Source organism: Mycobacterium ostraviense (genome assembly GCF_002705925.1).
In the GTDB taxonomy this organism is placed as follows: domain Bacteria; phylum Actinomycetota; class Actinomycetes; order Mycobacteriales; family Mycobacteriaceae; genus Mycobacterium; species Mycobacterium ostraviense.
The window spans coordinates 1776482-1799650 of record NZ_NKRE01000001.1 but is presented as its reverse complement, the minus strand read 5'-3'; the positions used below and the strand labels follow the sequence as shown (position 1 = coordinate 1799650).

The window sequence follows — 23169 nt, the reverse complement described above, 5'->3', positions numbered from 1 at the left end:
AAGTCTAGTGCTGAGCGCGGCTGTTCATCGACCTTGCGACCATGATCAATCCGAACACGACGACGGCGCCGATCACCGCCACCCCCACCCGGACCGGCAAAGCGTCGGCCGGGGACATGAGGCCAGCCGCCCGGGCGGCATCGGGCTGGTGTTCGCCCGGTCTGTCCCTCCCGGACGCCAGTGCCGGGTCGGGCTCGATCAGCGAACCGATCTGGGTGCCCTGCGGGGTGCTGAAGCCGTAGTCCAGCAGGTGGGCGGCTTGTTCCCACGGCGCGATCGGCTGGCGGGTTCCGTGCAGCAGCACCGCCATCAGGCGGCGACCGTTGCGGTTGGCGGCTCCGACGAAGGTCTGGCCGGCGTCGTCGGTGTAACCGGTCTTGCCGCCCAGCGCACCCGGGTAGTGGTAGAGCAGCTGATTGTCGTTTTCCAGCTCGTAGCCGGGATGGTCGCCGTGGCCGGGGAAGTCGTAGCTGCGGGTGGCGACGATGTCGGCGAAGGTGGGGTTGCGCCAGGCGTACCGATAGAACAGCCCGATGTCGTAGGCCGAGGTGCTCATGCCCGGCCCGTCGAGGCCGGACGGCGTCGCCACCCGGGTGTCGCGCCCGCCCAGCTTGGCGGCCAGCACGTTGATCTTTTCCAGCGCCATCTGCATGCCGCCGAGTTGGCGGGCCAACGCGTGCGCGGCGTCGTTGCCCGAATGCATCAGCAGGCCGTGCAGCAGCTGGTTGACGGTATAGCTGCCGCCGGCGTCGACGCCGACCTTGGTGCCCTCGGCGGCCGCGTCGTCATCGGTCCCGGCGACCGACTTGTTGAGGTTGAGTTCGTTGATCGCGGCCATCGCCACCAGCACCTTGATGATGCTGGCCGGGCGGTGCCGGCCGTGCGGATCGCGGGCGGCGATGACGGCGCCGCTGTCCAGATCGGCCACCAGCCACGCCTCGGCGGAAACGTCGCCCGGTATCGCTGGGGTATCCGGTGCGGTGATGATGCCGCAGCCGGCCAGGGCGTTGCCGCCGACCGGTGTCGGGGGCACCGCCAGTGGCAGCGGCGGGTCACCGGCCGTCGGGACTTCCGAGGAGTCCACCGCCGGCGGGGTGGACACCTTGTACGGGCAATTTCCGGCGCCGTTGGCCGCCGCGTTGGGTTCGGCGTGTGCGGTCGGCACAGCGGCCGGTCCCGCTGCCAGGAATGCGGCTGCGACCAGGCACGATGCTGCGCGTAACAGGTACATCGGTGTGCAGATTAGGCGATCGGCGGCCGGATCGCCGGGAGCCGCGCTGTGACTGGTGAGGCGGAAGTTAAAAATTAGCATTTGACAGTGTCGAGTAGCTATATGACACTGTCAAATAGAATGCCGTCGCTTCTCACGTTGTCCGAATTCGCCGCGCTGGCCGCCACGGCGGTGCGGGCGTCGGGCGCCGCGCCGGAAAACCGCCAGGCCAAGGCGGTGCCGGCGGAACGGATGATCCGGTACTACACGGCCCGGGGTTTGCTGCCACGGCCCGGGACCCGGGGCCGCGCGCTGACCTATGGGCGTACTCACCTGCTGCGCTTGGTCGCCATCAAGCGGCTGCAGGGCAAGGGTCTGTCGCTGGAGGAGATCTGCGACCGGTTGGCCGCGATGTCGCCGGCGGAGCTGGCGTCGCTGGCCGCCATCCCGGCCGGTGTCATACCGGCTGACCTCGGGGATCCCGAGGCCGCCGCGGAACCATCGCGGGCGGCCGGCCGCTTCTGGCGCGCCGTGCCCCAGAGCGCCCCGGCGCCGGCCGCCGGCCCGGCCGTCACCGACATTCACGCCGTCCGGCTCTCCGACACCGTCACGGTGCTGATCGACGGCCCGCTGCCGGCGCTGGACACCTTGCGGCAGGCCGCCGCGCCGTTGCTGGATCTGCTCGCCGCTACCCGAGTCGAAACCCGAAAGGACGCCCCATGAGTACGAAATTGCTGCCCCTGATCACCGTCGCACCCGGACCGGCGGGCAGGCCGACGTGCGGCGAGCTCAGCTCGGCGGATGGGCGGCGGCTGCCGCTGAAGGCGATCAGCGTGGACACCGTGGTCGTCGGGATGACCGCGACGTCGACCGTGCGGCAACGTTTCGCCAACACCGGTGAGACGACCATCGAAGCGACCTACGTGTTCCCGTTGCCGGCCCGCGCGGGCGTCACCGATTTCGTCGCCGACCTGGCCGGGCGGCGGGTGGTCGGGGTGCTCAAGGAGCGCGCCCAAGCCCGCACCGACTACGAGCAGGCCCTGGCCGCCGGGCAGCGCGCCGCGATCGTCGAGGAGGACCGCTCCGACGTCTTCTCGGTGCGGGTGGGCAATCTCGGGCCAGGCGAGGAAGCCACCATCGAGATGCGGCTGACCGGTCCGCTGGCGTTCGAGGACGGCGAGGCCACCTTCCGTTTCCCGCTCGTGGTCGCCCCGCGATACACCACCGGAACCCCGCTGCCCGGTGACCAGACCGGTCCGGGTTGGGCGCGCGACACCGACGCGGTGCCCGACGCGTCGCGGGTGACCCCACCGCAGCTTGCGGAGGCCGACGAGCGGCCCGACGTGCAGGTCTCGGTGACCGTCGACGGCGCCGGCCTGCCTATCTCGGACTTGCGGTCCTCGCTTCCGACTACCGTTCTGGAAGCCTCCGCCGACGGGCTGACCCGGCTGGGGGTGGAGCCGGGCGCCCGCGCCGACCGTGATTTCGTGCTGCGGTTCCGTGTCGACCGCGGCGAGCTGTCGTCGTCGGCGCTGCTGGTCCCGGATGCCGACGGTGAGGAAGGCACCTGGTCGGTCACCGTGGTGCCGCCCGCGCAGCCGTCCAGCGCCGCGCGCGATGTCGTGGTGGTGCTGGATCGCTCGGGGTCGATGGGCGGCTGGAAGATGGTCGCCGCCCGGCGAGCGGCGGGGCGCATTGTGGACATGCTCGACACCGTCGACCGGTTCTGCGTGCTGGCCTTCGACGATCGGATCGGCACACCGCCGGAGATGGCGCCGGGGTTGCTCTCGGGCTCGGATCAGAACCGGTTCGCCGCGGCGTCCTGGCTGGGCTCGTTGCGCAGCCGAGGCGGCACGGAGATGGCCGAGCCGCTGCGCCAGGCCGTGCAGATGCTGGCCGGCTCGGGGGAGGACCGGCAGGCCAGCGTGGTGCTGGTGACCGATGGCCAGATCAGTGGGGAGGACCACCTGCTGCGGTTGTTGGCGCCCTCGATCGGACGAACTCGCCTCTACTGCGTGGGCATCGACCGGGCGGTCAACGCCGGCTTCCTGGAGCGGCTGGCCCGGCTGGGCCGCGGGCGGGCCGAGCTGGTGGAATCCGAGGCGCGCCTGGACGAGGCGATGTCCAGGCTGGCCCGCACCATCGGGCGTCCGGCGCTGACCTCGGTGCGGGTGCGCGCCGACGGTATCGAGATCGTCGACGGCAGTGTCACGCCCAGCCGGGTGCCCGACGCCTTCGCCGGGGTGCCCTGCGTGATCTCCGGGCGCTATCGCGGCCCGGTTGCCGAAGCAACGCTGCGCGTCGAGGCTGACGCACCCGACGGCCCGTTCCGGGCGGCGCTACCCGCCCGGGTGTCACCGGAAGCTGTTGCAGTGCAGACGATTTGGGCACGATCGGTGGTGCGCGACCTGGAAGACGACTACGTGTCGGGCCGCGACTCCGACGAGCTGGCCGAGCGGCTGGTCGCGCATTCGATCCGGTTTGGGGTGCTGTCGAGGTTCACCGCGTTCGTCGCCATCGATCCCGAACACACCGAGGCCGGCCCGCTCACCGAGGTCGTGCAGCCCGTCGAGCTGCCGTCGGGATGGGTGGCATCGGCCGTGGGATTACTGCCGGCCCCGGCGGCGGCCGCGGTGCGCGGTGTCACCGCGATGAAGGACGCCGTACCGCTTTCCGGTGCACCCGCTCCCCGTAAACGCGCCCTCAAGGAACTGCTCAAGTTGCTGGAGAAGGGACTGGCTGGCGGCGACGACTCCGGACTCGACGAGGTCTGCGCGGAGCTGATTCTTCATCGCGACGCGGCGACCGATCCCGCGTTGACGGCGGCGCTCACGACGCTGTGCGACACGCTGACCAGGTATCTGTGCAGCCCGACCGAAGAGGGGGCGCAGCAGGTGCTCGAGGCCGCCGGGGCCGTCAAAAAGCTGCTTCCCAAGCGACGCTTCTGGGTCTAAAAGCGCATCTCGCCGAGCACGGCGCGCAGGACGGATTCGATGGTGTCGAATTCGGCTTGACCGCTGACCAGTGGCGGCGCCAGCTGGATCACCGGATCGCCGCGGTCGTCGGTGCGGCAATACAGCCCGGCCTCGAACAGCGCCGCGGACACCCGGCTCAGCAGCGATCGGCGTTCGTCGCCGGTGAAGGTCTGCTTGGTCGCCTGGTCTTTGACCAGTTCGATGCTGAAGAAGAAGCCCTCGCCACGCACATCGCCGACGATCGGCAGGTCGTAGAGCTTCTCGAGGGTGGCGCGCAGTAACGGCGAATGCTGCTTGACGCGGTCGGTGAGGCTCTCGCGTTCGAAGATGTCGAGGTTGGCCAGCGCGACGGCCGTCGACACCGGATGACCGCCGAAGGTGTAGCCGTGCGCGAACATCGTCGTGCCGTCGTTGAACGGCTCGAACACCCGGTCGGTGGCGATCATCGCGCCCAGCGGCGAGTAGCCCGACGTCAGGCCCTTGGCGCAGGTGATCATGTCGGGCACATAGCCGAAGTTGTCACAGGCGAACATCGACCCGATCCGGCCGAACGCGCAGATCACCTCGTCGGAGACCAGCAACACGTCGTACTCGTCGCAGATCTCGCGGACCCGCTGGAAATAGCCCGGCGGCGGCGGGATGGAACCGCCGGCGTTCTGCACCGGCTCCAGGAACACCGCGGCGACGGTGTCCGGGCCCTCGAATTCGATCGCCTCGGCGATCCGGTCGGCGGCCCACTGCCCGAACGCGGCGAGGTCGGTGTCAAATGGCCCCGCCGCGCGGTAGAAGTTGGTGTTGGGCACCCGGAATCCGCCGGGTGTCACCGGCTCGAACGGCGCCTTGTAGGCCGGCAGGCCGGTGATGGCCAGCGCGCCCTGCGTGGTGCCGTGGTAGGCGATCGAGCGCGAAATGACCTTGTGTTTCCCGGGTTTGCCGGTGAGCTTGAAGTACTGCTTGGCCACCTTCCAGGCCGTTTCGACGGCCTCGGTGCCGCCGCTGGTGAAGAATACCCGGTTCAGGTCGCCGGGCGCGTAGCGAGCCAGCCGCTCGGCGAGCTCGATCGCCGTCGGGGTGGCATAACCCCACAGCGGGAAGTACGACAGCGTGCCGGCTTGCCGGGCGGCGGCCTCGGCGAGCTCGGTGCGGCCGTGACCGACCTGCACCACGAACAGCCCGGACAGCGCGTCGAGGTAGCTTTTGCCGCGGTCGTCATAGATGGTGACGCCGTCGCCGCGGGTGATGATCGGCGGTGTGATCCCCGCGCCGTGGCGGGCGAAATGTAACCAGAGGTTGCTCGTCATTTGTTCGCGAGCGTAGCGCTACCCTCGGGCTATGGTCGCGACCACGCAGGTCACCCAATTCGAGGCACTGCGACCCCATCTCATGTCGGTCGCCTACCGGCTCACCGGAACCGTGACCGACGCCGAGGACATCGTCCAGGAAGCCTGGCTGCGCTGGGACAGCTACGACGGAGCGATCGACGACTTACGCGCGTGGCTGACCACGGTGGTGAGTCGGCTCGGTCTGGACCGGTTGCGGTCGGCGGCGCACCGCAGGGAGACCTACACCGGCAACTGGCTGCCCGAACCCGTCGTAACGGGATTTGGCGGCGCCGACCCGCTGGCCGCCGTGGTGGCCGCCGAAGATGCCCGGTTCGCCGCGATGGTGGTGCTGGAGCGGCTGTCACCTGACCAGCGGGTCGCGTTCGTGCTGCACGACGGGTTTTCGGTGCCGTTCGGCGACATCGCCGAGGTGCTGGGGACCAGCGAGGCCGCCGCCCGGCAACTGGCGTCGCGGGCCCGCAAGGCTGTAGCGAGGGACGCAGCGGACCGCCCGCCACAATCCGATCCCGCCCACAACGAGGTCGTCGGCAAGTTGATGGCCGCCATGGCCGCCGGCGACCTGGACACCGTGGTGTCGCTGCTGCATCCCGACGTGACTTTTACCGGCGACTCGAATGGCAAGGCCCCCACCGCCGTCCAGGTCATCCACGGCGCCGACAAGGTGGTTCGGTTCATGTTCGGCCTGGCCCGTCGCTACGGCCCGGCGTTCTTCACCGCGAATCAGCTGGCGCTGGTCAACGGCGAACTCGGCGCCTACACAACGGGTTTCGCCGGTGCCGACGGCCATCGGGACATGGCGCCGCGGATCACCGCGATGACGGTTCGCGACGGAAAGGTCTGTGCGATATGGGATATCGCCAACCCCGACAAGTTCACCGGCTCTCCGTTGCGGCCCGGCTCGGCTCGGTAGCCCAGGGAACCCGGCACGCGTCACCGGAACTGAAGCCCTGCTCGGTCATCCCCAGCGCGGCATTCACCCGGGCACGCATGTTCTCCAAGCCGATTTGATAGGTCAGCTCGATCACGCCGGCATCGCCGAAGCGGGCCCGTAGGTCGGCCACCTGCTCGTCGGTGACGGTATGGGGATCGGTGGTCATCGCCTGAGCGTAGGCGATGGCGGCACGCTCGTCGTCGCTGAACGCCGGAGATGTCGCGTAATCGTCTATCTCCGTGAGCCTTTCGATGTCGAGGCCGTCCAGGCGCTGCAGCATGGTGCCGAAGTCCACACACCATGAGCAGCCGACCTGGCGCGCGGTCCACAACACCGCCAGCTCACGCACGCTGGCCGGCAGTGTTTGCGACGCGCGTTGGACCATCAACTCGTGCACGGCGCTGGCGAGCAGCAGGCGCCGATGATGCGCAGTGACGGCCAGCGGCTCGGGCACCTCGCCGAAGCGGCGCTTGGCGACTCGGTACATGGCGCGGACCAGCAGGCCGGCGCGCTGAGGAGGCAGGGGCTCGATGCGGGTTTTCTGTGTCATACCCATCAGACGAGACGGGTCGCCAAAGTGTGACGGCTCCAAGGATCCGCCAAGGATTCGCCGAGGATGGCGTCCGAGTCTGTGGTCGTGTCGTCCTACTCGTATATCGCTGAGCTGCCCGGGATCGAGGACATCGAGCCGCTGATGCATACCGCCGTGCTGGTTGCCGATTCGCGCGTGGACCAGGGGCGGGTGCGCGCCGCGGTCGAGGAGGTCTTCGCGGCCAACCCCGCCCTGGGCACCGTGTTCGAACCGTTCTTCGACCGCTGGGCGGCTCGTCCGGGCGGCGGCTGGGGCTGGGCAGTGGAACCTCCCGGGGTTACCGTCGCCGACGTCGTCGCCAGGCAACGCGCTTCCTTCGATATGCGTACCGGCCGGTTGTTCGCCGTGTCGCTGCTGCCCGGGACTCCGGAACGGCTGGTGCTCAGCGCCAGCCACTTGTGCATGGACCGCCCGTCCTGGCACACCGTGGTCGACGAGGTGCGGCTTCGGTGCGGTTGGACATAGTCCTGCGGCGCCGCATTCCGTCGACCCCGTGCAGGACGGTCACGGGTAATCAGGGCGGCGAGTTGGCGCCCGAAGATGCTGTCACCCAGTGATCGTCGGCTTGAGGCAACAGCGCAACACCCCCTGCCGGAACAACGGCCGAAGGTGGTCGGCGACGGGTCCATCTGGACGGAAGCTGCGTACGTAGTAGCTGCCCGACGCCACGGCGGGTAACTGACGTTGCGACAGCCAATCGGCCACCCAGTCCCGCCGCGCGGCGTCGACCTCGGCCAGCGCTGCCATGTCAACGGCCATGAAGGCCCGAGCGGCCAGGGCGTTGTAGAAGTACGAGAACCAGTCCCACTGCCGCCGGTATCTGGTTGCCAACGGGTGGCCCGGCGGGACGAGCAGCACGCCCAGCTGCGAGGCGGTCAGGCCGAACCCGCGGCTGAAACTGATCGACAACAGCGCGCCGGGAAGCAGCGGCCGCAGCGCCCGGGCGATCTCCGCGCGGTCTGCGGCGGCCAGCGTCGGAAACAGGTTGATGTTGAGTAGCCGCGCCGGCGAGCGGGCCAGGAACGCGACCATCTCGTCGGTCAGGTGACCGTTGCGCACCGACGGCACGCACAAGCAGGCCAGATCTGCTGATCCCGCGGCGTCGAACCGGACGGCGTGGTCATGGGTAGCGCCGACCATGAAGCCGTACCAGTCGCCCGGGTAGATCACAACCTGACCCGCGGCCGCCACCGCCTCGGTGATGTGGGTGATGAGGTCGACGTCGCTTCCGGCCGCAAAAAGCTGCCAGCCGGTCAAATCCCATTCGCCTTCGCTGAGTCGTTGCACCCGGTCAATCAGGGCGGGTGCGAAGACATAACGCAGCCAGTCTTGGCCGTCGCGGTAATGGTTGGACAGGTCGTCGGCGCCCAGCTGCGCAACGGCGCTCCGGTATGCCTCGGCCGCGATGCGAGAACCCACGGGTAGCAGCGGGCGCAGCGACTCGACCTGATCCGGCCGGATGGCACCCGCGAGCAGGTCCGCGTCGACTAACGGCTCGCAGCCCGCATCGGTGAGCAGCCCAGCCGGTACAGCAGGCTGGCCCGGTCTTCCAGCGACGCGTACACCCGGCCGTCCGCCAGCAGGTTGGACGAGCGGGCCAGCCGATGCCGCAGCTCCCACTCCGGTGTCGGTTCGTAGTAATGACATACCTGCACCTTCCCAATGCGACGGATTGTGGGACCCCATGGCAGGCCCCCGACGACGTGGCCACGACCGGCGAACGGATCAGCGTGGACCTGATGCTCCCGGCACCACTGGTTGGCGGCAGACGAGGAAAGCAGCGACCGCGCCGACGCCACATACGTGTGCTTGAACGTGAATTCAGTGACCCCCAGTGCCGTGAACGCCCCGATGTACGCCCAGACCTGGTCGGGGTCGATGACACCGGCGGTACTCATCACGCAGGTTGCTCGAACCGGCAATCCCGCGCCCTGCGTGGCCGCCAACACCGCTTCGGCGGTGGGCGCGGCGTCGCCCATGATCGCCCGGTTCCCGGCGTCGTCCACGGCGTGGCGGGACCAACACAGGTACGTTAGGCCCGCGGAGCGCAACTCGGCGGCGACGGGCGAACTCAGTCGGGCACCGTTGGTGAACAGCGCGATCTCGTCGAAAACGTCGGCGGCCAACCGAATGGCTCGCACGCACTCATCAGGGCGCAGCAGCGGCTCGCCGCCTCCGGTGACCACCATCCGGCTGGCACCCCTGCTCGCCGACCACCGGAAGTAGCTCCGCAGCTCCTCATCCGACCAGCGGGCCGGCGCAGCTTCCAGCGCGGAAATCGACGAGCGCGAAAAGCAGAACGGGCAGCTGCACTGGCAGGCCATCCGTACCGGCAGCACCGAGCAGGTCAGGAAGGAACAGTCGGCCCAGCTCATCGTGGCCCCGCGGTGCTGAACGGAGTGACCTTGTCGGGTGCCGTCAGCGGCTCGACGGCTACCGGGACGGGGCCGAGTGCGCGGCGCAGCGCTGCGACGATGAGGTCGTCGGCAGTGTCTGTGGCGCCGACCTCCAGCTCCCGTTGCACGGTGATCGACGTGTCGGCGTGTTGACGGACCGCCCAGCGACGCAGCGGCAGCTCCTGGAAAAGCTGGGTGACGTCGAACGAGTTCGCTTGGGTGCCGTCCGCGCGGCTCAACATCACCGGGGTGCGGCCAATCAGGTCTTCGATGACCGGCTGGTCGCCCGACCACACCAGCCGGGCGCTGTCCCCGGTGCGGTAGCGCAGCAGCGGCAGGAATGGATTCATCCCGCCGGTGAGCGCGATTTGCCCCAAAGCTCCTGGCGCACAAGGCATGCCGGCATCGTCGAGCACCTCCACGAACAGCCGTGGTTGCAGCAAGGCCATGCCGCGTCCGGGACGGCTGGCGGCGACCGGGCCCGATTCGGTGGTGGAGTACACGTCGATGACCGGGCATCCGAAGCGCTGGGCAACTCGTTGCCTGGTCGCGGCGCTGAGGTGTAACGCGGTGGAGATCAGCACCGTGGGATGCAGGTCCACGTCCAGCCCGGCGAGCTGGCTCAGTGAGACCGGGTCGCCGGTGATCACCTGGGGATCGTGGTGCTCCAAGAAACGGCGCCGGGCTAGGGGATCCGGCCAGCCCGCATCCTCGAGGTTCACCTTGGCGGTCGCACAGCCGAGAAATGACGACCAGGACGGCACGATGAAGCCGCCGTGTCGCTGGCTCACCAGGGTCATCCAGTCGGCGCGGTCGGCCCGGAACTGCACGGTGACGCCATGCCAGCGGGCGGCCTGCAGCAGCAAGGGGTAGTAGCAGGAAACCGAGACCGGGTGCGTGGGCACCACGACTGCCGGATGTCCCGATCCCGACGTCGGGAACCAGATGAGGTCGTCGAGATCGGCGTCGTCGGGAACCAGTTCCCACCAGCCGCGGGCCAGGTTCGCCCGTCCGGTGGTGAAAGCCGGTGACGCGGCGTCGGTTTGGCGGTAGCGCGGCACGACCTGCCGGGCGCGGGCAAGGTAGCCGGCCAGCCACGGCGGTCGGTGATCGGGACGCCAGCGCGGGGGATCGAGGACCACGGACGTCGCGTAGGCGTTGACTCGGTCGAGCGCCTCGCGGTTCAGGCGGTCGCCGCAGTGATGGTTCCACAACGGCGCGTCGGGTGCTTCGAGCAGCGCATCAAGGGTTTGCCGCCCGGTGGCGGAAATGAGCGGATGGCGTTCCTCGAAGGGAACGACGCCGGAGCCCATGGGCGTGAATCGTGGCATGGGCTATTCCCTTGATGCTCGGGCCGCGGCTTCCGCGGCACGCTTGCGGGCCAGGGCGGCGCGTACTTCCTTGGCCCGCGCTTCGGCGGCTCGGGCCTCGGCCTCGACGCGCGCCCGCGTCGCCGAGTCCAGGGTGGACAGCCGGTCAGCTGCTTGTTCAACGGTTTCGCCGGCGGGCACCACCCCCGCTCGGCGGAACACCAAACGGGCGAGTTCTTCACGCCGGTCGGGATCGCGCACCAGCAGTTCGGCGCGCACCAAGACGGCCATTGCCCACAGCTCCTCACCCAAGAACCCCAGAAAAGCGGCCCCGGACAACACAGATCGTGCCGATTCGTCGGTGGCCAGCCAGCAGGACACCAGACAGGCTCGCAGCCAGTTTTCCGTCGCCGCGTCGGTGTGGCCGGGGGTGTGGCCGGGGGTGAGGCCGGCCACCCAGTCGTCGGGTAGGGCGGCGCCCAATGAGGCCAGGGTGTCGCCGACCACCGCGGCGACGGCGACTACTCCGCGGTCACCGATCAATGGCGGCGCCAAGAAGTCGTCCGGACAGTCGGCCAACCGATGAACCAGCGTGGCAACTGAAGGCGTGGACAAATGGCTCACCCGCCCCGGTACGCCTGGTGCGCGAAACGGCGGGCGAAACCCAGCAACTCTGCCCAGCCGCGGATCGAAACCACGTCCCAGCCCATGTCGACGGCCGGACTCAAATCGTCGGGCCACCGGTACAGGTTGAGCACCATGGTGCCGCCGCCGCGCGCCCGAGCCAACGATTCCCGGGCGATCACCGCGCCGTCGTTGCCGTGTTCGTCCCGGTTGAACATCGTCGTCACGCCGTCATCGGAGATCACCAGCACATGCACCGGCCGGTCCCGTTCGGTGCGAGCAGCGTAGGTGTCACGCAGCACATGGATCGGAAAGGCGGTGCCGCCGCCGAGGTAGCCGGTGACGATCCGCAAGACGCGTTCGGTGTCGGTGATGAAACCGGCTGTGGTTTCGAACCGCCGCGCCGCGCTCCACAGGGTGGCCTGGACACGGCCACCGCAGCGCAGACACGACAGCGCAATGATCGCTGCGGCCAGCGCCAGGAAGGACAGCTGTCGTTGCGGGTTGACGATGGAGCCCGACGAGTCGATGTAGAGGTCGAGGTCCAGTGGTTGCGGGCGCGGCGGCAGGGCTTCCTCGGGGGCCATTACTCGCTTGACGGTGGTGACTCCCGGTACGACGAGCGGGCTGCGAATGACCGAGTGCAGCCAATCGATGTCGGCCATCGGTTCCCCCACCGTCCACGGCGAAAGGCCTTCCGGCACCAGGTCTCCGGTGCTAGGTGCCGGCCTCGACGGGAACGGGATGAGGTGGCGCTGGGCCGCCTCCCGGTAGTAGCGGACCGCGACGTCATGGTCGCTCAGCCTCAGACCCAGCGCGCGCAGCAGTTCGCCGTACTGGAAGGGCTCGCGAGCCTGGACCGGCGGCGCGGCCGACGGAACTTCTGAGAGCGGCTGCGCTGCAACAGGTTCGGCGCCCTCGGTGACCCGCGGGTCGTTGGCGGGATGCAGTGGCTCGGTCCGTTCGCCGGCGTCCATGTCGGTGAGCCCGGGCGGTACCACACCCCCGGCCGTGTTCAGCGAGTCGTCCCAGCCGGCCAGAACGCGGCGGGCGTCAGGGTCTTGGGCCAGATACGGCAGGCATAGAGCGGCGAACCCGGCTGCCCCGTCGAGCCAGTCCGAACGGTAGGCACGCACCAGCCGACTTCCCAGCTGGGCGTCGCCTTCGATCCGGTCGGGCAGCGGACCGGGGGTCAGGTCGCCGCGGCGCAATGCCCACAAGATCTCGTAGATGCGCTGGTAGAGGCGCCACAAGTCGCTGATCGGTCCCTCGGGGGCATGCGCTTTCAGCCGGCGATACACCTCGTCCATGCGCAGGCCGGAGCCGCGTTGCAGCCGGTCGTTGATGTGCAGGTCGGCGTAGAGGTTGGCCACGGCCGGTGCGGCGCCTTCCACCCCCGGCAGCGCCCAGCGCATGCGGGCCAGCATCCGCGCTTGGTCGGTGAGGTTGGACGGACACAGGATGTGGTGGCCGATCTCGTGACCCATGATCTCCAGCGGCAGGTCAACCAGGTTCCGCTCGATCACCTGCTGTAGGTCGATCACCACCAGCTGGTCGGTCAGCCGGATCATGGCGAAGCTGCCGTCGAGGCCCGACGCGTTCGCCTGCTCGGTCGTCGTGCACAACTGCGGCTCACGCAGCCGGGTGAACCGGCTCCACAACGCCAGGGCCTCGGACCAGCGTCGGTGCCATTCGAGGCGGGCGTCGGCCGCGGTGGCGACGGTCGTCATCGGCCGGGCTCCACGACCAGCACCTGATAGCTGGTGGGCACCGTGAGCGCGGTGATGTCCGCGGTAGCGGCGACACTGACCGGGCGCACCCCCGAGGGAACGAAAGCCTTTGTGGCCGAGGAAAAATCGATGCCCTGCGGTTCGGTGCGGGTCAGCGTGGCACCCCAGGCATCGGCGTGCAGCAACCAGGCGTCCGCTCCGGAGCAGACCACGATGTGGCCGGCCCGGACCCCGACCCGCGGCGGACTCAAGAACTGACCTCCGAACCCTCGGAAAGCCCCCACCCGGTGGGCGACGGACGGAGCGCCGGTGGGGCTTCGGCCGGGTCGCCACCACCGGTTGTCCCGCATCCGTTGCAGGGTGTCGGTTGCCGTCACTCCGTCGACGCCGACTGCGGCGCTGAATGCGGCATCACTGAGCGTCACCGCGACGCCCAGGGCGCTGTCGCGGTACTGGCTGAGGCCAAGCAGCCAGGCCGCCACCTGCCCGGCACGCATGGTCATCGTCGGGTTACCGCCGGCCGCTGCGGTGGTCACGCGGGTGAGCCACTCGCCGACGGACAGCCCGCAGTGGTGCAGGTGGACAACGGCATTGGCGAGTGAACCGAAGACCTTGCGCGGTTCGTCGAGCAGGATCCGCGCCAACCCCGGCAGCGCGGCCAGCAGCGGGTCGTGGGAGCCGCCGCCAAGGCGGTGCTGGCCGACGAGCTCGACAACGGAGTCGAATACCGCCGCCAGCACGCGCGCACCGGAGCCGGGCGAGATCCGGTCGCATGAGTCGACGAGGTCGCGCAGCGGGCCCCTAATGTGGTTCTCCAGGATGGTGGTGTCGAAGTCGACGTAGGTTCGGCGCGCGTTGGCGACGATCGCGTTGCAGCGGTCCCGATGCTGGGCCAGCGCGGCGGCCATCGGGCCGTCAACCAGGGTCATGGGTCAGCCATGCGAGATAGTTGGTGTAGCGCTGGTGCAGGTACTTCAGCGCGATGATGTCGTCGTAGACGGTGCCGTACAGCTTTCGTCCGGTCGACCAGCCGCTCAAGGTGCGCTCGATGCGGACCAGTCGGTCACGCACCTGGCGCTCGGTGATGCCGTCGAGGCCCAGCTCGAACTCGGCGAACAGATCGACCACCGGATCGTCGGCGTCGAGTCCCTGCTGGTCGTATTGCGCGCAGGACAGCTCGAACAGGCGCCGGATCCAGCCGACGCGGTCGGCTCGGTAGGCGGCGTTGCCCGCCACCTCGAAAAACGGCGCGTCGCGATCCTGGACCAGCCGGTTCACCAGGACGAACGGCAGGATGTGCCGAACGTCCTCGATCACGACGATGCGAGTTCCGCGGAAGTACGCCAACGCTTTTGCAAATACCAAAATGGTCTGCAGCGACCTCACCGACAGCCCGTTATGGGTTTGCGCGCCCAGGTCGGCGAGGCGATCGCGGCCGGTGTCGTCCAGGGCCAGCAGGTGCGGATCGAGCCCGGCCAGCCGTGCGGTGTCCTTTGTCTTGTACTCCAGGGTGCACGCCGCGGCATCGAGGAACTCGAACTGGCTGACAAAGAACTCGATCCGCCGTCGCACTTCGAAAGGAATCTCGACGGCGAGGACCTCCGCATAGAGCCGATCCAGCTCCGCGGCGCTGAACACCAGCTGTTCGGGTACGACTTCGTCCGGACGAAAGCCGGCCTCGATCCGGTCCAGCAGATGGGTGAGGAAGCGCGGGTTGAAGTTCAGCGCCGCCACCACCACGTCGATGCGATCGCGCAGCGCTTCGATCACGTGATAGGTGCCGCCGCCCGCGTCGTCATTGGCGGTCAGATACCAGGCGGCCTCGGGACACTCCAGCACCTGGTCGAACATCTCGGCGTAGTTGTCGCCCATCAGCGTCAGCAGTGCCGACTGGGTGCGAGTTGGAATCCGGTTGTACTCGTCGACAATTCGGACGCGCATCTGCAGCCAAGCCCGCCAGGCGATCCGAATGTCCTGCGGGCTGGCGGCTTTGATCAGGTCGGCGGGCAGCGGGCTGCCCAGCAGGTCCGCCACCGTCATCTCCGGATGACCATGCTGCATTCCGCGGCGGATTTCGGTAACCGAGTAGCCCGCCAAGACACCCATCAATACCGCACTGGCCGTCTTGCCGCGGCCCGGCCCGCCGACGAGCAGGCACCGCCGCCGGACCGCGAAGTTGAGCAGAGGGATCAGGACGAAGCTGCTGTAGGACTGGCCGCTGGGCAGATCGACCTGGGTCTGGGAGTCGCCGAATCGGAAACTCTGGTGAGCGCCGTGGAAGTAGTCGATGTCGTAATGCGGGCTGATGATCGCCTGGTTGACAATCCAGAAGTAGGCCTGACGCAGCTTTTCATCGAGCGCGACCTCGCCGGCATGCTCGTCGCCCGTACTGATCGGACCCCGGTAGAGGTCGGCGACATCGAAGACGGGCGCACCGCGATGGTCGGCCGCGGGGTTGGTGGGCGCCTCGGGTACATGGCGAAGTTTTCGCCGATCGATCAGGGCCACGTTGGTTGTCTTCTCGGGTTGCTCAGCGCGAGAACATCAGCGCCCGCTTGACCTCCTGGATCGCCTTGGTCACCTCGATACCGCGCGGGCAGGCGTCGGTGCAGTTGAACGTGGTGCGGCAGCGCCACACCCCGTCGACCTCGTTGAGGATGTCGAGGCGTTCGGCGGCGGCCTCGTCGCGGCTGTCGAAGATGAAGCGGTGTGCGTTCACGATTGCCGCCGGGCCGAAGTAGCTGCCCTCGTTCCAGAACACCGGGCAGCTGGTGGTGCAGGCCGCGCACAGGATGCACTTGGTGGTGTCGTCGTAGCGGGCGCGGTCGGTCTGGCTCTGAATGCGTTCGCGGGTGGGCGGATTGCCGCTGGTGATCAGATACGGTTTGACCGCGCGGTAGGCGTCGAAGAACGGCTCCATGTCGACCACCAGGTCCTTTTCCACCGGCAGCCCGCGTATCGGTTCGACCGTGATGGTCAGTTGCTTACCGGGTTTCTTGGGCAGTAGGTCACGCATCAGCACCTTGCAGGCCAGCCGGTTGACGCCGTTGATCCGCATGGCGTCCGAGCCGCAGACCCCGTGCCCGCATGATCGCCGGAAGGTCAGCGTTCCGTCGAGGTAACCCTTGATGTAGATGAGCAGGTTGATCAGCCGGTCGCTGGGCAGGCAGGGCACCCGAAAGCTTTGCCAGCCACCGGTTTCGGTGTACCGCTCCGGGTCATCCGGGTTGAACCGGGCGATCTTGACGGTCACCATCACCGCGCCCTCGGGAACGGGCGGCAGCGGTCTCTCCGGCAGGTCCGGCACCGGTTCGGTCTCGGCTACCTTTGCTGATCCCATAGCGTCGCCTTCGGCCATCAGTACTTCCGTTCCTTGGGTTCGTAGCGGGTCTGCACGACGGGTTTGAAGTCCAGCCGGATGTCGCTGAGCAGGTCGGTGCCGTCCTTGTAGGCCATGGTGTGGCGCATGTAGTTGACGTCGTCGCGGTTGGGGTAGTCCTCGCGGGCATGCCCGCCGCGGGACTCCTTGCGATTCAATGCGCCGACCACGGTAACTTCGGCCAGCTCCAGCAAGAAGCCCAGCTCGATGGCTTCCAGCAGGTCGCTATTGAAGCGTTTTCCCTTGTCGTGCACGCTGATTCGGGAGTAGCGCTCCTTGAGTGCGTGGATGTCGGTGAGCGCCTGCTTCAGGGTTTCCTCGGTGCGGAACACCGCGGCGTTGTTGTCCATCGTGCGCTGCAGCGCGCCGCGGATGTCGGCGACCCGTTCGTTGCCGTGTTCGGACAGGATGTCGTTCACCCAGCCCACGACCATGGCATCCGGGTTCGGTGGCATCTCGACGAAGTCGTGACCGCGCGCGTAGTTGGCCGCGGCGATGCCGGCCCGGCGACCGAACACGTTGATGTCGAGCAGTGAGTTGGTGCCCAGCCGGTTGGCGCCGTGCACCGACACGCATGCGCACTCGCCGGCCGCGTACAGGCCCGCGACGGTGTGGGTGTTGTCCCGCAGCACCTGCCCGGTGACCGTGGTGGGGATGCCGCCCATCACGTAGTGGCAGGTGGGGTAGACCGGGACCAGCTCGTGCACCGGGTCCACGCCCAGGTAGGTGCGGGCGAACTCGGTGATGTCGGGCAGCTTGGCTTCCAGCACGTCCGCACCCAGGTGGCGCACGTCGATGTAGACGTAGTCTTTGTTGGGCCCCGCACCGCGGCCTTCCAGGACTTCCAGCACCATCGAACGGGCGACGATGTCGCGGGGAGCCAGGTCCACGATGGTGGGGGCGTAGCGCTCCATGAAGCGCTCGCCGTCGGCGTTGAGCAGCCGGCCGCCCTCGCCGCGCACCGCCTCGGAGATCAGGATGCCCAGGCCGGCCAGTCCGGTCGGGTGAAACTGGTGAAACTCCATGTCCTCCAACGGAAGTCCCTTACGGAAGACGATGCCGATGCCGTCGCCGGTGAGGGTGAGCGCGTTGGAGGTGGTCTTGTACATTCGGCCGGAGCCGCCGGTCGCGATCACGACGGCCTTGGCGTGGAAGACGTGGATGTCGCCCGTCGCCAGCTCGTAGGCCACCACGCCGGTGGCCACCGGACCGCTGGGTGTGTGGGTGAGCGCCAGGTCGAGTACGTAGAACTCGTTGAAGAACTCCACGTCGTGCTTGACACAGTTCTGGTAGAGGGTCTGCAGGATCATGTGGCCGGTGCGGTCGGCGGCGTAGCACGCCCGGCGTACCGGAGCCTTGCCGTGGTCGCGGGTGTGCCCGCCGAAGCGGCGCTGGTCGATGCGGCCTTCGGGGGTGCGGTTGAATGGCATCCCCATTTTCTCCAGGTCCAGTACCGCGTCGATGGCTTCCTTGCACATGATCTCCACGGCGTCCTGGTCGGCCAGGTAGTCGCCGCCCTTGACGGTGTCGAAGGTGTGCCATTCCCAGTTGTCGTCTTCGACGTTGGCCAGCGCGGCGCACATGCCGCCCTGGGCGGCGCCGGTGTGGCTGCGGGTGGGGTAGAGCTTGGTCAACACGGCGGTGCGCACCCGCGGGCCGGCCTCTACCGCAGCGCGCATGCCGGCACCGCCGGCGCCGACGATCACCACGTCGTATCGGTGTTGGTGAATCACCGCTCGCCTTTCAGGAGATGTTCGCGTCGAAGGTCAGCAACACGTAGCTGCCCAGCACCAGCGTGAATGTCATCGACACCGCCAGTAGCGAATTGAGCCAGAACCGGGTGGAATCCTTGCGGCTGTAGTCGTCGATGATGACGCGCAGGCCGTTGCCGCCGTGCAACTGCGCCAGCCACAACAGCAGCAGGTCCCAGGTTTGCCAGAACGGTGAGTTCCAGCGCTGCGCCACGTAGTTGAAGTCGATGCGATAGACCCCGTTGTCCCACATCAGACCGATGAACAGGTGACCCAGGGCCAGGAACACCAGCACCACCCCGGAGAACCGCATGAACAGCCAGGCGAATTTCTCGAAGTTGGGCATACCGGCGCGGCGGCGCGGCGACCGCGGATTGTCCAGGCTGGCGGGCCGGTCATGGGAGCGTTGCAGCACGGGCGCGCGCCGGCTGTTGCCGGTTTGAGGGTTGAGTTGAACGCCGGGGGTGCTCATCGGAAGTGCTCCCACATGTGGATGCCCAGCACCACCGCCGCGGGCACCAGGATCAGCAACCATACGATCCCGACGACGCCCAACATCAGCCGCTGATAACGCGGCCCCTGCGACCAGAAGTCGATCAAGATGATCCGGATTCCGTTGAGTGCGTGGTAGGAGACCGCAACCACCAGCCCGAATTCCATCAGGCCGACGACCGGCGTCTTATAGGTGTCGATCACCGAGTTGTACGCCTGGGGGCTGACCCGCACCAGCGCGGTGTCCAAGACGTGGACGAATAGGAAGAAGAAGATCGTCGCGCCGGTGATGCGATGCAGCACCCACGACCACATGCCGGGGTCGCCGCGGTACAGGGTGCGCGGTGGCCGCCGTTTGCGTGATGATCCCGACGCAGGGTTGGGTTCCTTCTTGGGCACTGCCGGGTCCGCGGTTGTCGCCTTTGTACTCAGACCGTCCTCACCGCCTTCAAAACCGTCATCAAACAGCTCTAGCCGGGCAATCGAGCTTAACTTGACCAGGTCCGCGGGCGGTACCGACAGTCCGATCGCAATCATGTGTCGCGTGGCCCTTTGTCGCCGACCCGGCTCGTCTCGTCGGGGTTAAGGTGGCTTACCGAGGTCGGCCCATCGTCGAGCGGGGTTGCGAATGCCTGATATCGATTGGGATATGCTGCGCGACAAGGCAATTCAGGTTTCTGCCGGTGCGTATGCGCCGTATTCACGGTTCCCGGTCGGTGCGGCCGCGCTGGTTGACGACGGCCGCGTCGTCACCGGCTGCAACGTGGAGAATGTCTCCTACGGCCTGGGCCTGTGCGCCGAATGCGGAGTGGTGTGCGCTTTGCATGCGACTGGCGGCGGTCGGCTGGTCGCATTGGCATGTGTGGACGGCGCCGGGTCGGCATTGATGCCGTGCGGGCGGTGTCGTCAGTTGTTACTCGAACATGGCGGCCCTGAGCTGTTGGTCGACCATCCGGACGGACCGCGTCGGGTCGGCGAACTACTGCCGGAGCCTTTCCATGCGGATCTGGCGGCCGGTCCGGCGGCCGGTCCAGCGGATGAGCCCCATCACGAATTGTCGTGACCCCGCTCGAATTTGACGGGCTGGAAGTTTAAAGATCTCATGGCAAATTAATGAAGCAGTGATAAGACCGTGATCAAACCGTGATCAACCTTATTAGGGTCGCCCGTGATAGGGCAGTGATTGGTTCGTAATAAGGTTGTGATCGAATGAATATGTCATATGTGACTGCCGTACCTGAGGCGCTGACGGCGGCGGCGAGGGATATCACCGGCATTGGCTCGACCCTGAGCGCCGCGAATTCCGCGGCAGCGGGGCCGACAACAGGGCTGCTGGCGGCGGGCGCCGACGAAGTGTCGGCGGCCATCGCGGGGCTGTTCAGCTCGCATGCCCGGGAATATCAAACACTGAGCGCCCACGCGTCAGCGTTTCATGACCAGTTCGTCAATGCCTTGACCGCAAGTGCGAGGTCGTATTTGAGCGCCGAGGCGGCCAACATCGCGCCGCTACGCAATGTCCTGCAAGGGCTGCTCGGAATGCTCGGCGCACCGACCGCCGGCAACGGTGGTCAGTCGGTGGCAACCGGCGCCGGCGGGCACGGCGGCTCGGCCGTGGCAAGCACCACCAGCGGCAGTCCCCCATCGGGGACTGGTGGCGGGACGGCGGCTGGCTACGGTCGCGACGGGAGCGCCACGCCGATCGGCACCGGTGGCACCGGCTCCGCGGCGACCAGCCCGAGTTCCGCCAACACGACGACCTCGGGTAGTGGCACCACCACCACGACGGCTGCAGCCGCCGCCCCAGCCCTGACCGACACCCCTACCAGCGGCACCGCGGCGGTCAACCCGACTACCGCCGCCCCGACGAGCACGGTCAGTGCAACCACCGCCCTGGCGACTGCGGCCGCGACGACGACGTCCACTGCGACGACCGCCGCCAGTACCGCAGGCACCGGGGTGACAGCGACGTACACTCCGACGGCGCAGTGGAATAGCGGCTTCACCGCGAATTACACGATCACCAATACGGGTACGACGCCGCTGACCAACTGGCAGCTTCAATTCGACTTGCCGACAAACGAATCCGTCACGAACCTGTGGAATGGGCAGGTGTCCCAGTCCGGTACGCACTACACCGTCACCCCCGCCAGCTACAACGGGACGATCGAACCCGGCAGTTCGGTCACTGTCGGATTCCAAGCCGCGCAAGACGGCGCCTACTCGCCGCCGACACATTTGCTGGTGAACGGACAACCCGTCGGCGGTGACACCGGTGGCACCGGCACCGGTACGAGTACCGGCGGCACGGGTACCGGTGGTACCACGACCGGTGGCACTGGCACCGGAAGCACGGGCGGCACGGGTACCGGTGGTACCACGACCGGTGGCACTGGCACCGGAAGCACGGGCGGCACGGGTACCGGTGGTACCACGACCGGTGGCACTGGCACCGGAAGCACGGGCGGCACGGGTACCGGTGGTACCACGACCGGTGGCACTGGCACCGGAAGCACTGGCGGCACCGGTACCGGCAGCACTGGCGGCACCGGCACCGGCAGCACTGGCGGCACCGGCACCGGCGGAACCGGTTCCGGCGGAACCGGCGCCGGCGGCGGGATCACGGCGACATACGCGCCGACGTCGCAGTGGAATAACGGCTTCGTCGCCGACTACACGATCACCAATACGGGCACCGCCCCGGTGACCGACTGGCAACTCCAATTCGACTTGCCCGCAAACGAATCCATCACGAATCTGTGGAACGGACAGGTTGCTCAGTCCGGCACCCACTACACCGTGACCCCGCTGAGCTATGACGCCACGATCGCGCCCGGCAACTCGGTCACTGTCGGGTTCCAGGCGGCGCAGACCGGTTCCTACTCGCCGCCCACGAATTTGCTGGTGAACGGACAGCCAGTCACCGGCACCGGCGGCACGGGCACCGGCGGCACCGGGACCGGCGGCACCGGCGGCACTGGGACTGGCGGTACTGGGACTGGCGGCACCGGCACAGGTGGCACGGGGACCGGCGGCACCGGCACCGGGGGCAGCACCGGCGGCACGCTGATCACGTCCCAATACGGTACGACGACGATCCAGAATGCCTATGTGGTGCAAAACAATGCATGGAACAACCCGGGCGGACAGTCGATCAACGTCACCCCCACCGGGTTTTCCATCGCCACCGAAAACGGCTCGGCTCCCACCAACGGCGCACCGCTCGGATACCCCTCGATATACGACGGCTGGCACTACGGCACCGGTTCTCCCGGCACCAACCTGCCGATTCAGTTGGGCCAGATCCAGACTGCGACCAGCAGCATCAACTACACCTATCCCAGCACCGGTATCTATAACGCTTCCTATGACATCTGGCTGAATCCCACGCCCATCACGACCGGCGTCAACCAGCAGGAAGTGATGATCTGGTTCAATCATCAGGGCCCCATCCAGCCGGTCGGCTCAGTGGTGGGCAACGCCACCATTGACGGGCAGAACTTCCAGGTGTGGAAGGGCAGTAACGGCCAGAACAATGTGGTGTCCTACGTCGCGACCACACCGATCACCTCCTGGAACAACTTCGATGTGATGGAGTTCATCGACAACACCCAAACCCTGGAGCCAGTCACCGACTCGTGGTACCTCACCAGTATCCAAGCCGGCTTCGAGCCCTGGAGCGGCAGCGTCGGCGCGGGAGTGGATTCGTTCTCCGCCCTCGTCAACGGCGTTTAATACTCCAGCCGTAGTTCGTGATCATTGGTTTTCCTGTCGCTGGTAGTGGGATAGCTGGGCTCGGTATTGGTGTCGTCGTCGCCAGTGCGACCAGGCCAGCAGGCTTTTGATGGTACGGCGGGTGGTTAGCAGCCGGACAGCCCCCTCACGGAACTCCCGGTCGTACTTCATCCGCTTCTCTGGCATCGTGCTCCTCATTGTCGATGCCTCTACGGTTTGGGGGGAACCTCACAACGGTGACTTCTACCGTGACCCCGGCGCCAACTACTACACCGCCCACCAGCCCGCCCGCACCAAAACCCGGGCGATCCACCAACTCGAATCCCTGGGCTACCGAGTCACGCTGGAACCACTCACCGAATCCGCCTAAAGACCTCACCCAGCCGGGTCACCCGTTGTGGTCACCCAATTTTCGTGTCAGCCGGCCAGCGTTTCGGCAGACTTGGCTCGAATTAGCACGCGCTGTGACCGCGGGTGCTGATCGCCGGGCGGTGTGAACGAGTTTCTTGATGCGCCAACCCGTTTAAGCTCCGATCCGGTACTTGCAATGACCGGGCCGGCAGCCAACTCAGTTGGTTGGTGGTGGTTGGGGTTGGAAGGGGTCGTACCACCACCAGTCGGCGCGCTCGCCGGTGGGCCCGGGATAGGCTGCGACAGCGGGCGGGGGAAGGGTCGGCGGACGTGCCAGCGATCCTGCGCTCAGC

The 23169-nt window shown here is 67.5% G+C and carries 21 protein-coding genes and 4 pseudogenes; 9 read left to right on the top strand and 16 right to left on the bottom strand.

Translation table 11 applies throughout. From position 1 onward, the window contains the following. Nucleotides 1-4: 4 nt before the first annotated feature. Nucleotides 5-1231, bottom strand: coding sequence for a D-alanyl-D-alanine carboxypeptidase DacB1 (gene dacB1, locus CDN38_RS08125; protein ID WP_075510995.1), 1227 nt, complete (start codon nt 1229-1231; stop codon nt 5-7). A 120-nt stretch (nt 1232-1351) separates the two neighbouring features. Here dacB1 and CDN38_RS08120 point away from each other — a divergent pair, with 120 nt between their 5' ends. Continuing rightward, a complete protein-coding gene (locus CDN38_RS08120) occupies nt 1352-1933 on the top strand; it encodes a helix-turn-helix domain-containing protein (RefSeq protein WP_082277156.1) in 582 nt (193 codons plus the stop codon). After that, the gene (locus CDN38_RS08115) at nt 1930-4164 is read left to right on the top strand and encodes a VIT domain-containing protein (RefSeq protein WP_099318891.1); all 2235 of its coding nucleotides are present in this window, start codon (nt 1930-1932) and stop codon (nt 4162-4164) included. Before CDN38_RS08120 ends, CDN38_RS08115 begins: the two co-directional genes overlap by 4 nt. Here CDN38_RS08115 and CDN38_RS08110 read toward each other — a convergent pair. Then, nucleotides 4161-5486, bottom strand: coding sequence for an aspartate aminotransferase family protein (locus CDN38_RS08110; protein WP_075510997.1), 1326 nt, complete (start codon nt 5484-5486; stop codon nt 4161-4163). The two genes, CDN38_RS08115 and CDN38_RS08110, sit on opposite strands and share 4 nt — an antisense overlap. 31 nt (nt 5487-5517) lie before the next feature. On the opposite strand from CDN38_RS08110, the gene CDN38_RS08105 reads away from it, so the two are divergent. Next, nucleotides 5518-6438 (top strand): sigma-70 family RNA polymerase sigma factor, encoded by a 921-nt coding sequence (locus tag CDN38_RS08105; protein WP_075510998.1) that lies wholly within the window; start codon nt 5518-5520, stop codon nt 6436-6438. On the opposite strand, the pseudogene CDN38_RS08100 reads toward CDN38_RS08105, so the two are convergent. Beyond that, a pseudogene (locus tag CDN38_RS08100) lies at nt 6401-7042 on the bottom strand (carboxymuconolactone decarboxylase family protein); the annotation flags it as partial. The gene CDN38_RS08105 and the pseudogene CDN38_RS08100 sit on opposite strands and share 38 nt — an antisense overlap. A 33-nt stretch (nt 7043-7075) precedes the next feature. Between CDN38_RS08100 and CDN38_RS08095 the strand changes: the two are divergent. Further along, nucleotides 7076-7516, top strand: coding sequence for a condensation domain-containing protein (locus CDN38_RS08095; protein ID WP_075511000.1), 441 nt, complete (start codon nt 7076-7078; stop codon nt 7514-7516). An 81-nt stretch (nt 7517-7597) separates the two neighbouring features. On the opposite strand, the gene CDN38_RS08090 is transcribed toward CDN38_RS08095, so the two are convergent. From CDN38_RS08090 to sdhC, 11 genes are all read right to left on the bottom strand, one after another. After that, on the bottom strand, nt 7598-8470 hold the full coding sequence (locus CDN38_RS08090) for a hypothetical protein (RefSeq protein WP_075511001.1): 873 nt from the start codon (nt 8468-8470) through the stop codon (nt 7598-7600). 68 nt (nt 8471-8538) lie between these two features. Beyond that, the gene (locus CDN38_RS28915) at nt 8539-9426 is read right to left on the bottom strand and encodes a radical SAM protein (RefSeq protein WP_075511002.1); all 888 of its coding nucleotides are present in this window, start codon (nt 9424-9426) and stop codon (nt 8539-8541) included. Further along, entirely contained in the window at nt 9423-10778 is a 1356-nt protein-coding gene (locus tag CDN38_RS28910; protein ID WP_142361252.1) for a phenylacetate--CoA ligase family protein, read from the bottom strand. The genes CDN38_RS28915 and CDN38_RS28910 overlap by 4 nt, the downstream gene beginning before the upstream one ends. A 3-nt stretch (nt 10779-10781) precedes the next feature. Then, on the bottom strand, nt 10782-11336 hold the full coding sequence (locus tag CDN38_RS08080) for a hypothetical protein (RefSeq protein ID WP_204903240.1): 555 nt from the start codon (nt 11334-11336) through the stop codon (nt 10782-10784). Nucleotides 11337-11377: 41 nt separating this feature from the next. Next, the gene (locus CDN38_RS08075; RefSeq protein WP_075511005.1) at nt 11378-13111 is read right to left on the bottom strand and encodes a hypothetical protein; all 1734 of its coding nucleotides are present in this window, start codon (nt 13109-13111) and stop codon (nt 11378-11380) included. After that, the gene (locus CDN38_RS08070) at nt 13108-14040 is read right to left on the bottom strand and encodes a hypothetical protein (RefSeq protein ID WP_075511006.1); all 933 of its coding nucleotides are present in this window, start codon (nt 14038-14040) and stop codon (nt 13108-13110) included. The genes CDN38_RS08075 and CDN38_RS08070 overlap by 4 nt, the downstream gene beginning before the upstream one ends. Next, entirely contained in the window at nt 14027-15619 is a 1593-nt protein-coding gene (locus CDN38_RS08065) for an AAA family ATPase (protein ID WP_201258284.1), read from the bottom strand. Before CDN38_RS08065 ends, CDN38_RS08070 begins: the two co-directional genes overlap by 14 nt. A 22-nt stretch (nt 15620-15641) precedes the next feature. Next, nucleotides 15642-16451 (bottom strand): succinate dehydrogenase iron-sulfur subunit, encoded by an 810-nt coding sequence (locus tag CDN38_RS08060; protein WP_075511040.1) that lies wholly within the window; start codon nt 16449-16451, stop codon nt 15642-15644. A gap of 17 nt (nt 16452-16468) precedes the next feature. Continuing rightward, the gene (gene sdhA, locus CDN38_RS08055; RefSeq protein ID WP_075511007.1) at nt 16469-18223 is read right to left on the bottom strand and encodes a succinate dehydrogenase flavoprotein subunit; all 1755 of its coding nucleotides are present in this window, start codon (nt 18221-18223) and stop codon (nt 16469-16471) included. A gap of 10 nt (nt 18224-18233) precedes the next feature. Then, the gene (locus tag CDN38_RS08050; RefSeq protein WP_075511008.1) at nt 18234-18713 is read right to left on the bottom strand and encodes a succinate dehydrogenase hydrophobic membrane anchor subunit; all 480 of its coding nucleotides are present in this window, start codon (nt 18711-18713) and stop codon (nt 18234-18236) included. Next, nucleotides 18710-19048, bottom strand: coding sequence for a succinate dehydrogenase, cytochrome b556 subunit (sdhC, locus tag CDN38_RS08045; protein ID WP_036410073.1), 339 nt, complete (start codon nt 19046-19048; stop codon nt 18710-18712). Before sdhC ends, CDN38_RS08050 begins: the two co-directional genes overlap by 4 nt. Nucleotides 19049-19361: 313 nt before the next feature. Between sdhC and CDN38_RS08040 the strand changes: the two genes are divergently transcribed. The 4 genes and pseudogenes from CDN38_RS08040 to CDN38_RS28895 all read left to right on the top strand — a co-directional run bounded on the left by CDN38_RS08040 (nt 19362) and on the right by CDN38_RS28895 (nt 22465). Next, entirely contained in the window at nt 19362-19796 is a 435-nt protein-coding gene (locus tag CDN38_RS08040) for a cytidine deaminase (protein ID WP_075511009.1), read from the top strand. Nucleotides 19797-19942: 146 nt separating this feature from the next. Next, nucleotides 19943-20974: pseudogene (locus tag CDN38_RS31735) on the top strand (PE domain-containing protein); the annotation flags it as partial. Next, nucleotides 20975-21655 (top strand): annotated as a pseudogene (locus CDN38_RS29965) (cellulose-binding domain-containing protein); the annotation flags it as partial. Next, entirely contained in the window at nt 21635-22465 is an 831-nt protein-coding gene (locus tag CDN38_RS28895) for a GH12 family glycosyl hydrolase domain-containing protein (protein ID WP_233027167.1), read from the top strand. The pseudogene CDN38_RS29965 and the gene CDN38_RS28895, both read left to right, overlap by 21 nt. 21 nt (nt 22466-22486) lie before the next feature. Here CDN38_RS28895 and CDN38_RS29360 read toward each other — a convergent pair whose 3' ends face one another. Further along, nucleotides 22487-22651 (bottom strand): hypothetical protein, encoded by a 165-nt coding sequence (locus tag CDN38_RS29360; RefSeq protein ID WP_180276303.1) that lies wholly within the window; start codon nt 22649-22651, stop codon nt 22487-22489. Nucleotide 22652: 1 nt separating this feature from the next. Here CDN38_RS29360 and CDN38_RS08030 point away from each other — a divergent pair, with 1 nt between their 5' ends. Next, entirely contained in the window at nt 22653-22835 is a 183-nt protein-coding gene (locus CDN38_RS08030; RefSeq protein WP_099318890.1) for a hypothetical protein, read from the top strand. Nucleotides 22836-23033: 198 nt separating this feature from the next. Here the strand turns inward: CDN38_RS08030 and CDN38_RS30570 are convergent. Beyond that, nucleotides 23034-23169, bottom strand: a pseudogene (locus CDN38_RS30570) (hypothetical protein); the annotation flags it as partial.

Bases quoted from the DNA above. Each gene is read 5' to 3' on its own strand.
- CDN38_RS08075 (WP_075511005.1), bottom strand. From the start codon at position 13,111: ATGACGACCGTCGCCACCGCGGCCGACGCCCGCCTCGAATGGCACCGA.
- CDN38_RS28910 (WP_142361252.1), bottom strand. From the start codon at position 10,778: ATGCCACGATTCACGCCCATGGGCTCCGGCGTCGTTCCCTTCGAGGAA.
- sdhC (WP_036410073.1), bottom strand. From the start codon at position 19,048: ATGTGGTCGTGGGTGCTGCATCGCATCACCGGCGCGACGATCTTCTTC.
- CDN38_RS08110 (WP_075510997.1), bottom strand. From the start codon at position 5,486: ATGACGAGCAACCTCTGGTTACATTTCGCCCGCCACGGCGCGGGGATC.
- CDN38_RS08050 (WP_075511008.1), bottom strand. From the start codon at position 18,713: ATGAGCACCCCCGGCGTTCAACTCAACCCTCAAACCGGCAACAGCCGG.
- CDN38_RS08040 (WP_075511009.1), top strand. From the start codon at position 19,362: ATGCCTGATATCGATTGGGATATGCTGCGCGACAAGGCAATTCAGGTT.
- CDN38_RS08060 (WP_075511040.1), bottom strand. From the start codon at position 16,451: ATGGGATCAGCAAAGGTAGCCGAGACCGAACCGGTGCCGGACCTGCCG.
- CDN38_RS08120 (WP_082277156.1), top strand. From the start codon at position 1,352: ATGCCGTCGCTTCTCACGTTGTCCGAATTCGCCGCGCTGGCCGCCACG.
- CDN38_RS28915 (WP_075511002.1), bottom strand. From the start codon at position 9,426: ATGAGCTGGGCCGACTGTTCCTTCCTGACCTGCTCGGTGCTGCCGGTA.
- CDN38_RS08105 (WP_075510998.1), top strand. From the start codon at position 5,518: ATGGTCGCGACCACGCAGGTCACCCAATTCGAGGCACTGCGACCCCAT.
- CDN38_RS08115 (WP_099318891.1), top strand. From the start codon at position 1,930: ATGAGTACGAAATTGCTGCCCCTGATCACCGTCGCACCCGGACCGGCG.
- dacB1 (WP_075510995.1), bottom strand. From the start codon at position 1,231: ATGTACCTGTTACGCGCAGCATCGTGCCTGGTCGCAGCCGCATTCCTG.
- CDN38_RS08070 (WP_075511006.1), bottom strand. From the start codon at position 14,040: ATGACCCTGGTTGACGGCCCGATGGCCGCCGCGCTGGCCCAGCATCGG.
- CDN38_RS29360 (WP_180276303.1), bottom strand. From the start codon at position 22,651: ATGCCAGAGAAGCGGATGAAGTACGACCGGGAGTTCCGTGAGGGGGCT.
- CDN38_RS08095 (WP_075511000.1), top strand. From the start codon at position 7,076: ATGGCGTCCGAGTCTGTGGTCGTGTCGTCCTACTCGTATATCGCTGAG.